This is a genomic window from Planktothrix agardhii (assembly GCF_904830935.1).
GTDB classification, from domain to species: Bacteria; Cyanobacteriota; Cyanobacteriia; order Cyanobacteriales; family Microcoleaceae; genus Planktothrix; species Planktothrix agardhii.
The window spans coordinates 2,107,826-2,122,116 of the sequence record NZ_LR882952.1 but is presented as its reverse complement, the minus strand read 5'-3'; the positions used below and the strand labels follow the sequence as shown (position 1 = coordinate 2,122,116).

The 14,291-nt window shown below is 39.9% G+C and carries 16 protein-coding genes; 5 read left to right on the top strand and 11 right to left on the bottom strand.

Features of this window, described 5'->3' with window-relative positions:
- Positions 1–19 precede the first annotated feature (19 nt).
- Entirely contained in the window at positions 20–865 is an 846-nt protein-coding gene (locus tag NMG88_RS09820; protein WP_227365100.1) for a hypothetical protein, read from the bottom strand.
- 417 nt (positions 866–1,282) lie between these two features.
- On the opposite strand from NMG88_RS09820, the gene ctpB reads away from it, so the two are divergent.
- A complete protein-coding gene (gene ctpB, locus NMG88_RS09815) occupies positions 1,283–2,581 on the top strand; it encodes a carboxyl-terminal processing protease CtpB (protein WP_042155587.1) in 1,299 nt (432 codons plus the stop codon).
- 11 nt (positions 2,582–2,592) lie between these two features.
- Here the strand turns inward: ctpB and NMG88_RS09810 are convergent, their stop codons facing one another.
- The gene (locus NMG88_RS09810; protein WP_488168651.1) at positions 2,593–2,838 is read right to left on the bottom strand and encodes a hypothetical protein; all 246 of its coding nucleotides are present in this window, start codon (positions 2,836–2,838) and stop codon (positions 2,593–2,595) included.
- A 20-nt stretch (positions 2,839–2,858) separates the two neighbouring features.
- On the opposite strand from NMG88_RS09810, the gene NMG88_RS09805 reads away from it, so the two are divergent.
- Positions 2,859–5,129, top strand: coding sequence for a pentapeptide repeat-containing protein (locus NMG88_RS09805; protein ID WP_144390480.1), 2,271 nt, complete (start codon positions 2,859–2,861; stop codon positions 5,127–5,129).
- Between the two features lie 107 nt (positions 5,130–5,236).
- Here the strand turns inward: NMG88_RS09805 and petL are convergent, their stop codons facing one another.
- A complete protein-coding gene (petL, locus tag NMG88_RS09800) occupies positions 5,237–5,341 on the bottom strand; it encodes a cytochrome b6-f complex subunit PetL (protein ID WP_071782514.1) in 105 nt (34 codons plus the stop codon).
- Positions 5,342–5,454: 113 nt separating this feature from the next.
- On the opposite strand from petL, the gene aroB reads away from it, so the two are divergent.
- The 3 genes from aroB (at position 5,455) to NMG88_RS09785 (ending at position 8,523) form a co-directional block, all read left to right on the top strand.
- Positions 5,455–6,564, top strand: coding sequence for a 3-dehydroquinate synthase (gene aroB / locus NMG88_RS09795; RefSeq protein WP_042155591.1), 1,110 nt, complete (start codon positions 5,455–5,457; stop codon positions 6,562–6,564).
- Between the two features lie 208 nt (positions 6,565–6,772).
- Positions 6,773–7,801 (top strand): peptidoglycan recognition protein family protein, encoded by a 1,029-nt coding sequence (locus NMG88_RS09790; protein WP_254035379.1) that lies wholly within the window; start codon positions 6,773–6,775, stop codon positions 7,799–7,801.
- A gap of 38 nt (positions 7,802–7,839) precedes the next feature.
- Positions 7,840–8,523: a Uma2 family endonuclease gene (locus tag NMG88_RS09785; protein WP_026786023.1), complete on the top strand. Its 684-nt coding sequence runs from the start codon at positions 7,840–7,842 to the stop codon at positions 8,521–8,523.
- A gap of 85 nt (positions 8,524–8,608) precedes the next feature.
- On the opposite strand, the gene NMG88_RS09780 is transcribed toward NMG88_RS09785, so the two are convergent.
- From NMG88_RS09780 to NMG88_RS09745, 8 genes are all read right to left on the bottom strand, one after another.
- Complete coding sequence (locus tag NMG88_RS09780) at positions 8,609–8,806, bottom strand: cyanobactin biosynthesis PatC/TenC/TruC family protein (RefSeq protein WP_026794797.1); 198 nt, start codon at positions 8,804–8,806, stop codon at positions 8,609–8,611.
- 47 nt (positions 8,807–8,853) lie between these two features.
- Positions 8,854–9,063: a cyanobactin biosynthesis system PatB/AcyB/McaB family protein gene (locus tag NMG88_RS09775; protein ID WP_026786025.1), complete on the bottom strand. Its 210-nt coding sequence runs from the start codon at positions 9,061–9,063 to the stop codon at positions 8,854–8,856.
- Between the two features lie 66 nt (positions 9,064–9,129).
- Positions 9,130–11,097, bottom strand: a complete 1,968-nt coding sequence (locus tag NMG88_RS09770; RefSeq protein WP_254035378.1) for a S8 family peptidase — start codon at positions 11,095–11,097, stop codon at positions 9,130–9,132.
- A gap of 118 nt (positions 11,098–11,215) precedes the next feature.
- Complete coding sequence (locus NMG88_RS09765) at positions 11,216–11,605, bottom strand: endonuclease domain-containing protein (RefSeq protein WP_042155598.1); 390 nt, start codon at positions 11,603–11,605, stop codon at positions 11,216–11,218.
- A 296-nt stretch (positions 11,606–11,901) separates the two neighbouring features.
- On the bottom strand, positions 11,902–12,480 hold the full coding sequence (locus tag NMG88_RS09760; protein WP_254035377.1) for a Uma2 family endonuclease: 579 nt from the start codon (positions 12,478–12,480) through the stop codon (positions 11,902–11,904).
- A gap of 372 nt (positions 12,481–12,852) precedes the next feature.
- A complete protein-coding gene (locus NMG88_RS09755; protein ID WP_254035376.1) occupies positions 12,853–13,020 on the bottom strand; it encodes an anacyclamide/piricyclamide family prenylated cyclic peptide in 168 nt (55 codons plus the stop codon).
- 319 nt (positions 13,021–13,339) lie between these two features.
- On the bottom strand, positions 13,340–13,480 hold the full coding sequence (locus NMG88_RS09750) for an anacyclamide/piricyclamide family prenylated cyclic peptide (RefSeq protein WP_254035375.1): 141 nt from the start codon (positions 13,478–13,480) through the stop codon (positions 13,340–13,342).
- A 362-nt stretch (positions 13,481–13,842) separates the two neighbouring features.
- Complete coding sequence (locus tag NMG88_RS09745) at positions 13,843–14,001, bottom strand: anacyclamide/piricyclamide family prenylated cyclic peptide (RefSeq protein ID WP_254035374.1); 159 nt, start codon at positions 13,999–14,001, stop codon at positions 13,843–13,845.
- Positions 14,002–14,291: the final 290 nt, after the last annotated feature.

Below are 14,291 nucleotides of genomic sequence, written 5' to 3'. Positions count from 1 at the left end.
GTTTAAATACCAAACTATTTTATTTCTTTTTAATTTCAGCTTTTGGAGATTCATCAGGAATAGTATACTTTAACTCCCCATCTTTCTGAACTTCCAGTTTAACTCCTAATTTAGTTAATTCTTGAATCGCTCTTTTTCTAACTAGCTGATCTTGTGTAGCACTGTAAACCATCAACCAAGATTGAATGCGGATTAATTTATTATCGGGATTTTTTCTTAAAATTTCAGCAAATTCTCGTAAACGAGGAGCAAAATCTTGATCCGGTGTTCCTTCTGCCCATTTTGCTGCCATTTCATGGGATTTAATTGCAGCCTGAGTATCTCCAATTAATAATAATTCATCAACCCCTTTAGTTCTCCAAACTAACCAAGATCGAGGATTTTTTTCTGGAGAAATAGACTTTAACCCCTGTTCTATCAGTTTAACTGTTAAATCAGGTCGGGCTTGGTAAAAAGAAACCGATGTCGATAAAAAATTATACATTTCCACCCAAAGGGGATCGTGAGCCACGATGACCTCGAAATAATTATCTAACAGTTCATAATCTGTTTGCTCACGGGCTAAATTATCCCCAAAATATTGTAGAAAGTTTAAAAATGTCCAACCCGCCAGTAAATTCCCATAACCCAATGTGGGTGATTTTTTTAGTAATCCTAACCGCGCCGCCTCCCTTTCTTTCTGTTGTTGGGCTGCGATTATAGCTTCCTTATCCAATTGTGCCGTTTGCACCCGAGAAACTTCCAACCCGCCCGGAGCATAGAGCTGTATTCCCATAATACTGACTAAGGCGATTCCAGCGATCGCCATCGGCATCAGAAAAGATAATCCTTTTGGCAAAGCAGACTTAACTAAAAGACGAACCACAATTTTTGCTAGAACTCCTGGTGCTTTTGCAATAATACCATGAATTTTTTGACCCGATTTAATAGTAACCCTACCCGTCCAATTCTAAGTCGAGCTATAATCAGAGCAGCTAAAACAATTTAGTCAGGAAAATCGACACGCCATTATGAGGGAGCAACTAGAGGTTTTTTTCAGGCAACGATTTTGCATCCCCTAAATTTGGTAATGGGTCAGATCGGGATCTGGCATGACTTGATTGTTGTCAATCCCTCTTAAATCGGGAAAAATTGCGTGGGAAAACAGTAAAGATCACCAATCTTAACCCGTTTTTTCCTTTAGCCAGTCAATTCAGAATCAGATCACTTTAAAATTAAATCTAGGCTTTCAATCCTAACTCTAACGAGAAGTTAAGGATATCAAGCGATATAGGGAGACTCAATGAATCAAAACGTTAAACGCTTTTCTCCGCTCCGTCAGGCCTTATTTACAGGCGCGATCGCAGCCGTTACCGCTTTCGTCATGCCCGCTTGGAGTAGTAGCGTCAGTGCCCCCCTCAAAGATAGTCCTAAAGCCGTATTGGATGAGGCTTGGCAGCTTGTTTTTCGAGAATTTGTTGATGGGAAGTTTAACCAAGTTAACTGGCAAGCCCAAAGGGAAGAACTCCTGAGCAAGAACTATACTTCCCGGGAAGAAGCCTATACAGCCCTGCGAAAAGCCCTAGAAAAACTCCAAGATCCCTATACCCGCTTCATGGATCCCAAACAGTATGAAGCGTTGACGAATCAAACAGCCGGGGAACTTTCTGGGGTGGGAATGCAGTTGACCCTGGATGAAAAAACCAAAGCGATTACCGTTGTCGAACCGATTAAAAATTCTCCGGCCATCAAGGCGGGAATTCAGTCGGGGGATCGGGTACTTGCTATTGATGGAGTCTCCACCACGGGTATGACCGTGGAACAAGCGGCCAATAAAATTCGGGGGTCTGTTGGCACAAATGTCAATTTACGCATGGGACGGGAAGGAGAAAAAGAATTTGATTTGACCCTGACTCGCGCCCGAATTGAATTAGAAACCGTTACCTATCGTGTCAATAACGAAGGAAATCGCAAAATTGGTTATATTCAACTGCGAGAATTTAATTCCCATGCAGCCGAACAAATGCAAGCTGCGATTCAAGCCTTAACCAAAGAAAATGTTCAGGCTTTTGTTCTGGATTTACGGGGAAATCCTGGGGGATTATTGCGTACCAGTATTGATATTGCTCGGATGTGGATGGATACGGGGGCAATTGTGAGTACCGTTGATCGTAATGGCAAAACCCAGGAAATTCGTAATAACCGCACCTCGATCACAAAATTACCTGTTGTCGTGTTAGTCGATAGTAATTCTGCCAGTGCTAGTGAAATTTTAGCCGGAGCATTGAAGGATAATCAACGGGGTGTGGTGATGGGAACTCAAACCTTTGGCAAGGCTTTAGTCCAATCGGTGTTTTCCCTGTCCGATGGTTCCGGGTTGGCGGTGACAATCGCCCATTATTACACGCCCAATGGTATTGATATTAGCCACAAAGGGGTCACTCCTGATGTTAAAGTCGATATCTCCGATGATCAGAAAAAACAATTGGCTACTGATCCGAAGTTAATTGGGACACCCCAAGATCCTTTTTACGCCAAAGCCATTTCTATTCTCGCGGGGCTGGGTGGAAATCGACCCTTAGCTATTAACGAGTCTAAATAATGGGTTTGAGCTTAAGGATTATCTAAGGTTAACTGTCGAATCTGTTGAAATTGAAAATCCCGGGCTAAATATCTCAGACCGGTGGATAAAGTTTGGTGTTCCGAGGGAATTTGTTGAACTAAATGTAGAACTTCTTCTTCATCACAGAGAAGACAGGATTCTTGTAGAGCAATAATCCATTCCCTCGGCATCACTAATAGATTTTCAGGGGTTAAGGATGGGTTAGCGGGAGTATTCTTACTCCGGGCATCTAACAGTTTATTAGGTCAGGAAAAAATTGATTAGCAAATCTTATCACACTTCCGACCATTCTACGGGTCACTCCTTTTCTGTCTCTTTAGGGATGACAGCAGAAGTGATCTATGAGTTTTTCCTGCATGGGGTACAAACTTCCAGTCCAGAAGTCGTTTTAGATGGCTTTGAACAACTATTTTTCTACCTGCTGTGTCCACGCCAGCCCGAGGTGCAAAGAGCTTTAGAGACTATTTTGAGTGTGGAAACGGGAGAATCTTGCTTTCATTCAACGATTCAAAGATGTTGCTATATTCTGATTAATAATTGGTTACTTAAACGTCAGCAAAAGTTGATTAAAAACCTGATCCAAAGATTATCAAACTCCCCGGATATTTATCAAACTTGTTTATCCATTCAAGAAAGCCGACTAATTCTATGGCTGAACAACTTTTTAAACAGTGAAGATTATCAAAATTTACTCCAATGTGCGAATTTTGATCGCAATAATTGGAGTAGCCGTTATCAATCCTATTTATTAGTTCCTCAATATCTTAATCCTCGCAATTCTAGGGAACAAAAAGAAGTCGCTCGTAATTTAGCAAAACAGCTTAAAGATAAATATAAATTTGATTTGGCGATGTATATTACCCGTTTAGACTCTCCAATGGGTAAAAATCACAAACTGAATAATCCTACCCAACTTGGGGATGAAGTCATAAATTTAATTAAACAAACAATTTCTACCCAGCGTGTGTTTAATTATGGGACTCAGGCTAACTTGTTTTTACAAAATACTCAAGATTTTGATTATCAAAAATTTAAACAATGTTTGCCACAATATTTGATGTTTAATGTCAGTCAGCAATATCCGGCGAATATTCTCAGGGAAAAAATAGAAGAAAAATTGCAATCTCTGTACCGTCTCCATGATCAGAAAATTGTTAATAAGGCTCTGATTATTAGAAGTTGTAACCGACTGCTAGAGTTTTTATTAATTGAACCCGGGAAACCTCCTTCATTTTTATTTAACTTAATGATTCGTCAGGGAAGTCAACTGACCTTAGTGATTTTACTGCTGAAATTAGTATTATTGGGGAGTCCCTGTCGAACCTATTTAGAAATTTGTATTGCTAATTTGGTTCAATTCTATCAAGACCATGCAGAATTCGAGTGTCAGGGTTTAATCCAATTTTTAGAAATTTTTAATTTAGTCTTTACCTTATTTACAGAAAATATCCAATATTTTTTAGTCAAAACTAAAGATTTAGAACCCGGAACTCAGTCGGGAACAGAATTAGACACCTATCGTTTATTTTCTCAATTTAAAGGGCCAGATTTACGCCGTACCAATCTCAAAGAAATTGAGTTAAAAGGTCAGGATTTACGCGGTGCAGATTTGCGCGATATGGATTTAAAATCTATTAAACTGATTCGAGTAGATTTAAGTCTAGCTAAACTCAGCCATGCGGATTTAAGTCAGGGAATTTTTACAGAAACTAAATTTTTTATTTCTAATCTTAATTATACGAATCTGACCGGGGCTAATTTAATCAAAACAGATTTTCGTCGGGCTGAATTGAAACACGCTAACTTAACTTCTACGGATTTACAACACGCTAATTTTAATCGGGCTGATTTAATGGGAGCAATTATCATAAAAGCGAATTTACAAGAAGCGAATTTAGAAAATACTGATTTAACTGAAGTAGATTTATCAGAATCAAATTTACAAGGGACTAACCTGAATCGAGCTAATTTAAAAGGGGCTAATTTAAAAGGGGCTAATTTAAAAGGGGCTAATTTAAAAAGTGCTAATCTCGAAGGTGTGAATCTCGAAGGTGCTAATCTCGAAGGTGCTAATCTCGAAGGTGCTAATCTCGAAGGTGCTAATCTGGAAAATGCTATTTTAGAGCGGGCAATTTTATCTCAAGCTAACCTACAATCCACGAATTTATCTAATGTAAATCTCATGGGTGCAATGGTTAATCAAGCCAATTTAAGTCAGGCTATTTTAATCAATTCCCAACTGAGAGATACTAATTTAGCCCAAAGTAATCTGAGTTATGCTGATTTAACTAAAGCCGATTTAACTCGAGCTAATTTGATGCAGGTTGATTTCACTTATGCGTCTTTAAGAAATGCAATTGTTCGTCATACTAATCTCAAAGATGCGATTTTATTATATGCAGATTTACAGGGCGCTAATCTATTTCGTAGTGGGATTTCCCAAGCACAAATTGTTGGGGTTAAATTAGGGAATAATGCGGGATTATCTGATCAAACTCGAATTTTCTTGAAGGGGGAGGAGATTTAATTAAACAACGTAGTGAGGTGTTTACGCCTCTATTAAGATGCGCTTAAGCGCAACAACGGCGCGACAACGGGTAGAGACGAGCCATGGCGCGTCTCTACAGGGTAGAATTAAATCAGTTTAACTGCCCGCAGGGTAAACATGATTCCTGCTGCTGCGACTAAGGCACCCGCATAGATGACCAGGTAAGCGATCGCGCCATCGGCTGTAATCATTAGACATCTCCATAAACATTACTCTATTGAATCATGAGTGATCATTCTGTGACTATCCGTAACGGGTTAAAAATCGAATACAATTTTTAAGAATGAGTTAATAAGGAAAAAATATGGAGTCGTTGATTCGAGTTAATTTAGGTTTATTATCTTATGATATTGCCATCGGTGCAGGAAATTTAGAGCGATTGGGGGAATTACTCACGCCTTTAAATTTAGGCAAAAAAATATTATTAGTTTCTAACCCGGAAATCTTTAACTATTATGGAGAACGAACCCGCACAGCTTTAGAAAAAGCGGGGTTTAATGTGGCTATTTGTACCCTTCCCGCCGGAGAAGAATATAAAACTCCCCAAACCCTGCAAAAAATTTATGATGTGGCTTTAAAACATAAACTAGAACGTTCCTCCACAATGGTTGCTTTAGGAGGAGGAATCATTGGAGATATGACCGGATTTGCGGCGGCGACGTGGTTACGGGGAATTAATGTAGTTCAGATTCCCACTTCTTTATTAGCGATGGTCGATGCTTCTATTGGCGGGAAAACTGGGGTAAATCATCCCCAAGGAAAAAATTTAATTGGGGCGTTTTATCAACCGAAATTAGTATTAATTGATCCAGATGTTTTGCAAACCCTTCCTGAACGAGAATTTAGAGCGGGAATGGCAGAAGTAATTAAATATGGTGTAATTTGGGATCATAAATTATTTGATAAATTAGAACAATCCCAAAACTTAGATAATATTCAATCTTTGGATACTGGATTATTACAAGAAATTTTAACCCGTTCCTGTCAAAGTAAGGCCGATGTGGTGAGTCAAGATGAAAAAGAATCGGGGTTAAGAGCAATTTTGAATTATGGTCATACCATTGGTCATGCGGTCGAAAGTTTAACCGGATATACCGTGGTAATTCATGGGGAAGCAGTAGCAATTGGTATGGTAGCCGCCAGTCAAATTGCGCTTAAATTAGGATTATGGGATGAAGATAGCGATCTCCGTCAATTTGATATTATTGAAAAGGCGAAATTACCGACCCAACTTCCCCCCGGACTGAATATTGATGAAATTTTAGAGAGTCTACAAACGGATAAAAAAGTTAAAGCTGGAAAAGTCCGATTTGTTTTACCGACCCGCATCGGAGCCGCAACGGTGACAGATATTGTCACTTCTGATATAATCCGTCAGGTATTAGAAACTTCTCCCGTTCGTTGTCTAGCTTAGATGGGCAAAACGTCAAATTAATGTCATCGGATTGACACATTAACTTCATATCGTGACGATAATCTATAAATCAAAGGCAAGTTAACTCCTCACACCAAAATCACGTTTCGTTCCTCACCACTGGCTCATCACCAGTGGATTTTTTTTACTTGATTATTTGTTGTTGTACACTGGAAAACACTGCACTTCAACCGGGCTGAATTCACCCATGAGAAAATGGACTCCGATTCTACTGTTAACCCTGTATTTACTGGCGGTGGGGGTAACAATTGGACTAAAAAATCAAGATTGGATTCTGGCACAGGGGATGACATTATGGCAACAACAGCCTGCTCCTGTAACCTTGGAGCGGGTGACGGCGGAAATGGTATCTTCACCCCCAAAACCCGCAGAGGTCAAACTGGTGGACGATGAGAAACCCCCAGAACCGCCCAAGTTGAAGGAGCCAGAAGCGAAAATGATGGTTAATGCTAATAATATTCCTGTCCAGGGAACCTGCGCCCTACAACCCGACCCGAACCCCCCAGTTAATGGTAGACCTGGGCCAGCCGTTAATCCAGTCACGTTATATCGGTTTCGTCGGCCAACGGATGTGCAAACGGCCAATCTTCAAGGGGGGGCGGGTTACACTCCCAATGAATATCAAGCCATGGCGAATGCGACGAATTACGGACAAAGATTTTTATATGATATTAATGGTCAGCCTGTGAATAATGCCCCGATTGTGGTGTTACATGAAACCGTATCGGATGTTTATAGTGCGGTAAATTTGTTCCAAAATCCCCAAGCTTCGGAGGATAATCAAGCCAGTTATCATACTTTAATTATGTTAACTGGGGATATTGTTTATATTGTTCCCCCGGATTTAAGAGCTTTTGGCGCGGGAAATTCGGTATTTGCTAGTTCAACGGGAACGGAAACCGTAAAAACCCATGCTAAACGTCCACCTTCGGTGAATAATTTTGCTTATCATGTTTCTTTAGAAACCCCTGTGGATGGTCGAAATAATGCTAATTCTCACAGTGGTTATACGAATGCACAATATCAATCTTTAGCCTGGTTAGTAGCAAAAACTGGGGTTCCTGATGCTAGAATTACAACCCATGCAGCGGTTGACCGTTCAGGGGAAAGGCGAGATCCTAGAAGTTTTGATGGTCAACTGTTTTCGCAATATTTACAATCCTATACCCGGACTCAGGAAATTATGATTAGCTGTCAATCAGCTTATCTGAATTAAAATTATAATAACAGCATAGCAAAGAGCAGAAAAAACTTATGATAGCTGCGAATGAAATTTCGACAAACTTAACAATTCCGATCTTAGAAAACGGCGACAAACTAACTCGTGATGAATTTGAACGTCGCTATCAAGCAATGCCTGACCATCAAAAAGCAGAATTGATTGCAGGAATCGTTTATATGGCATCCCCTCTTAGAATCACCCAACATGGAAATCCCCATGCTCGGATTATCACTTGGTTAGGAAACTATTGGTCAGCTACACCGGGTATTGAATTGGGAGACAATGCGACAGTCCGTTTAGATGGTGATAACGAGCCTCAACCTGATGCGCTGCTAAGAATTGAACTGGGGGGACAATCCACCATTAGTGACGATGGCTATGTAGAAGGTGCGCCGGAATTAATTGCTGAAATTGCTGCTAGTACAGTCTCCATTGACTTACATCAAAAACTGCAAGTTTATCTTCACCATCAAGTACAAGAATATCTAGTGTGGCGAGTTTATGACTGTCAATTTGATTGGTTTAGATTAAATAATGGAGAATATATTCAACTTGATCCTAATATAGATGGTGTCATTTGCTCTCAAGTATTCCCTGGATTATGGTTAGATAAAGATTCTTTATTAGCCGGAAATTTAGCTCAAGTATTAGCTGTTTTACAACAGGGTTTATCAACCGGAGAACATCAAGATTTTGTCAAAAGAATGCCAGTTTGATGATCATAGCAAACTCCCAAAAATCTAAAGTGGTAGTAATTCATGAATTACCCCCACTTTATCCTTAATTGCGATCGCACTAAAACTAACACCAAATTCGACCCCGACGGAAAGGAGCATCAGGCTCTTTTCGGGCTGCAACTTCTTCTTTAACCTTTTGTGACCAAAAACCATAATCCGAAAGTCCAGTCATCATACAATCTTGTTGAATTTCTTTTTTTTCGGGTTTACCAACAGATTTAGTCACTTTATTTTCTGCCGTTGTCTTCTTTTCTTCGCTCATAATTCTCTTAACTCCTAGTTAAATTTAAGTTAGATAAACAACCTATATTAAAATCCACATCCACAACTACCAGAAGACTTAAGTTGTTGATAGCTTCTGTGAGCAAAAGCCGCCGGATCATTGTAATTTGCACCGTGTAATAATTTCAATCTAATACTAAGTAATTCTTCTTCTGTACCGTTAACCACATCTACAGAGCGATGGGGATAAATAACATCGGGTCTTTTGACTGGAGGGGAAAGGTTAGGTAATCTCATTTGATTTAATCCTTAATTGATTATTTATTTTTAATTCCCCCCATTAGTAAGGGGGGGTAGGGGGGGTTAATAAGCACTTGACCAAGAACGAACTTCACCCAAGGTGACAGGAATTGTATCACTAACATCAATAGTAAAGCGATAGATTTTTTTGGCGCGACGGCTATTTTCAGGGTCAAAGAATTTTAATTTCACATCCCAACAATCACTATCTAAACGACAGAAAGGACTCTTTTCTACGGTAATACTATCTAATTCATAACCTGCACCCACCGCTTGAGCAAAGGTTTGGGCTGCTTGGAAAGCATTAGTAGAAGCAAAATTTAAGGCTCTATCTTGAGAAGTTGTACCTAAGTTGCGTAAATCATAATAAATCCGATTTAAGAAGCTGCTTAAGGTGCGGCGAATTGCATCTTCTTGAGCATCACCAGCTTCTGATTGCACACTTTCAATCGCAGCACTAACTAAAGAGTTAACTTTCCAACCGTACAAACCACGAGTATTATTAATCTCAATTACGGGAACAACTTGCCCTGAGAATAATTTAACACTCCGTCCGGTTAAAACACCAGGAATACTAACTCTTTGTACAAATTCAGGGCTATTTTCTTCTTGAATTTGTCCGCTTAAAAGTCCCTGTAACACTTCATAAACATCACGGGAAAAACCGCCTACGGGTTCGATCGCATAAATAGGAGTTAATTCTAAATTTAATGTCCAAATTAACGCTTTAGCTTCGGGTAAATTTTCCCCTAAATAATCCACCATTTGACGAGCATCGTAGGGATTAGCAGGAATCATTGTTCCTTCAATACTAACACCCGGCATTAACTGTTTAAAGGAATCTCTACGGGCTTCTGAACCGAAATCATAACCCAATACACCTAAAGCATAAACTAAGTTTTTGCCTTCAAGTTCGCTAGGTGCTTCACTGGCGGTAACAAAATTTGAAGTACGGTTTGACATGGTAGGTTGGTTTGTAGTTTGTTGAGGGAATGAAGGAATATTAATCGGGGTTTGGGTAGTTACAGAAGCAACTATTTCATCAGGTTTGATTTCTGATGCTGTTTCTAGTTGATTATCCAATTCAGACTCGTTAATTTGAGTGTCTTGGCAACCACAACCAGAAGCTTCTACGCTTTCTAATTCTAAGTCTTCGGACATTGTTTCTCCTGTTAAGTATTCTATCGCATCAAGGATGTTTAATTTTCCCATTAAACAGCGACTTTGATCATCGGTGTCTTTAGGGTTACAAGGGGTGGCTGTTGCTAGGAGGGCAGTTTTAACTTTTTGGGGGTCAGGTTTTTCTCCTCTTTTTATTTGCAAACTCAGTAATAAAGCGGCAACTCCACTGACAATCGGAGTCGCAAAACTTGTACCACTCAATTTGACTGTACCACCACCCGGTTTTGCACCTAAAATATCTTTTCCAGGGGCAAGAATGCCTTGCTTTTGGTAAGCGTCTCCCCAGTTACTAAAGTTAACGGGCTTACCTTGGTCATCCATTGCTCCTACTGCTAAAACAGTCGGTAAAGAGGCGGGAACGTGCAAACATTCACAGCCATCATTTCCCGTTGCTGCGATTAGCAATACGTTGTTTTCTTGGCATAATTCTATAGCTTTTTCGAGCCATTTTTCTGCTTCGCCTGCATCAGTTAATTGTCCGGCACTCACATTAATAATATTAGCACCGTGATTAACAGCTTGCTCTATGGCACGGGATAAATCTAACTGCGATAGTCTCAAGCTTTCATCTGCAAATACGGGAATAATTAAGCCCCGACATTGGGGAGCAATGCCTGTTACTGGTGAATCATGCTGACCGAAGATAATACTAGCAACATGGGTTCCGTGAGTGGACATAGAACCGTTTTCGCTGGCTTCTCCTGACACTAAACTAGGAAGTCGGTTTAAGTCAGCACCGTCAAAACAGAGGTGATTTTGATCAACTATACCATCAAGTACAGCAACACAAATTTTAGGATCACCTCTAGTTTCTGACCATAGTTTTTTTAGTCCGGGAATGTTAGTCATTTTGGTTATCTGATTGTATTTGTTTTACCCCCCCAACCCCCCTTACTAAGGGGGGCTTTAATAAAAAACCCCCACCTCCTTTAGTAAGGGGGGCTTTAATAAAAAACCCCCACCTCCTTTAGTAAGGGGGAGCTTCTGGAAGATTTCTCAAGGATTGAATTTTATCTCTGATGATTTCACAAACTGCTGAAATATTATCATATACGTCATCATTGGTAAACCTCAGAAAAGTAATTCTAGCTGACTCGATAAACTGTTGTCTTTCTTGGTCGTATTCTTGCACTCCTTCTTGAAAATGACTGTCGCCATCAACTTCAATAGCAAGTTTAATTTCTGGGCTATAAAAATCAATAATAAATTGAGCTACACTATATTGTCGCCGAAATTTACAGTTTTCTAATTGCTTTCCTTTAAGTTGTAACCACAATTTTTGTTCCGCAGGAGTCATGTTATTGCGTAAAAATTGTCGTTTCTCTTTTTCAGAATTTCTGTTATAAAGTTCGGTCATATAGTTTAGTCATATTTAATCATAATTTTGTTCTTTAATACATAACCCCCCAACCCCCATTAGTAAGGGGGGCTAAAAGCTTTTAATTTCCCCTGAGTAAGAGTAGCTAGGGATGCTTCCTCTTATTCCCCCTTTAGTAAGAGTAGCTAGAGGTGCTTCCTGCTTCCTCTTATCCCCCCCTTAGTAAGGGGGGTTAGGGGGGTAGAAACAGATGGGAATGTTAGTCATTTTGTTCATGTTGATGTTTTTCTTGGTTATTTAATTTGTAAAGGATTTGTAATAACAAAGTCTAATATTTATAAACTGGTTGAATTAAATACCTCGGAGACTTTTAAGTTTAATTCTTTAAGTCCAGGAGAGGCAACTAAATCATCGTTGGTAAAATTACCGATTTCCCTATAGGTATCTCCAGTTAGTTCTAAGACTAAAATGGTTTGAGTTTGAGGATCAACAATCCAGTATTCGGGAATGCCACAATCTTGATATTGTAATTTTTTGGCGATGTAATCTCTTTCTCTTTGAATTTCTCCAGGACTAACCACTTCAATGACTAATAAAGGTGGTGACATGGAAAGAAGAATGGTATTTCTTTTGGAGAGTAATTGAATATGTTCTTCTCGAATAATGGTCAAATCAGGGTAACGGTTTTTAGGTTCACCTCTGACTTCTAATTCTAAGCCATGACCCCTAACTCGACGATACCCTAAAAGTAAAGCAAACTTGAGAAAAAGGAAGTTAGCAATTTCAAAATTAAACCCTGATTCTGGGGGCATTTCTACTAATTCTCCATTAAATAATTCACAGAGTTTTTCTGAATTATCGTCATATTGCAGATATTCAGCAAAGGTTTGAAAGCGAGGTTTCGTGATTAACATCAATTTGACTCCATTTTAAATGATTTGTAATAATAAAGTCTAATATTTTCAATTCTCGTTTTTTCTAATTCGCTTAGAAGACTGTGCCAAGAAATATAAAGGCTTTTGCCAAAGGTACAACCCCAAGGAGAAGAAGACCCCAACCCGATGCCACTGGGGTAGTAAGCTGTTGGCTGGGGTTCATCTCTCCAATAAGGCTCTACCACCAACCCCAAAAAATCTAAGTCTCGTCTTGTTCAAACCCCGTGCCAGGTAACGGAAAGCCCCGAACTGACTAGGATTGTGAGTCAATTCATAGATGCGAACCGTGCGCCATGGCAAGTAGAAAAAGACTTTTGACACTTTTTGAGGTTAGTGTTAGAATCAAGGGGACTACTCTGCGTCGTCGCCCGCAAAAGGATGGAAATACTTAGCCATAGTCCCCACAGGGGTGTAGTCGCCATAAAGGGGTGTCAGCCCTGTACCACCCACAGAGGAAGTGGTATTAATTTCCCGTTGCACGGGTGCGGCTTGTTGGGGTTTGAGGTTTTTCTTAGTCATGGTTTGTGTCTCCACAATTTAAGGTGAAATTTGACTTGATGGGTATCGTAACCGAATATCTCAGGACTTGTCAATGTTTTTGTGAGATTTCTTAACTAAATGCTTCCTGTAATTAATATTAAGTAATATTGCTTACAAGCTATCATCAACCACGCACCCCAAAAAATCTAAGTCTCGTTTTACTTCTCTACCGTGCCAGGTATGGTCAAGCCCCGAACTGACTAGGATTGTGAGTCAATTCATAGATGCGAACCGTGCGCCATGGCAAGTAGAAAAAGACTTTTGACACTTTTTGAGGTTAGTGTTAGAATCAAGGGGACTACTCTGCGTCGTCGCCCGCAAAAGGATACATATGCCAGTCATAAAGGGGTGTCAGCCCTGTACCACCCACAGAGGAAGTGGTATTAATTTCCCGTTGCACGGGTGCGGCTTGTTGGGGTTTGAGGTTTTTCTTAGTCATGGTTTGTGTCTCCACAATTTAAGGTGAAATTTGACTTGATGGATATCGTAACCAAATAGCTCAGGACTTGTCAATATTTTTGTGAGAGTTCTTAACCAAATGCTTCCTGTAAATAATATTAAGTAATAGAGTTCTTAACCAAATGCTTCCTGTAAATAATATTAAGTAATATTGCTTACAAGCTATCATCAACCACCCACCCCAAAAATCTAAATCTCGTTTTACTTCTCTACCGATGCCCACTATCCGAAAGCCCCGAATTAACAAGGATTGTGAGTCAATTCATTGAAGCGAACCGTGCGCCTTGGCAAGTAGAAAAAGACTTTTGACACTTTTTGAGGTTAGTGTTAGAATCAAGGGGACTACTCTGCGTCGTCGCCCGCAAAAGGAAGTTCCATCTGCATAAATAAGGGGTGTCCATAGTGTAGGGGTGTCAGCCCTGTACCACCCACAGAGGAAGTGGTATTAATTTCCCGTTGCACGGGTGCGGCTTGTTGGGGTTTGAGGTTTTTCTTAGTCATGGTTTGTGTCTCCACATTTTAGGTTTAAGTTGAACTTGAGAGCATCCTAAATTAAAGCTAGGCTACTTGTCAAGATTTTTTAAACCGAATATTTCTAGTGAGATTTTGTTAATAATTAAATCCAAAACACTCACCCCAAAAAATCTAAGTCTCGTTTTCCCACCGTGCCAGGTATCCGAAAGCCCCGAACTGACTAGGATTGTGAGTCAATTCATAGATGCGAACCGTGCGCCTTGGCAAGTAGAAAAAGACTTTTGACATTTTTTGAGGTGAGTGTTAGAATTATGGGG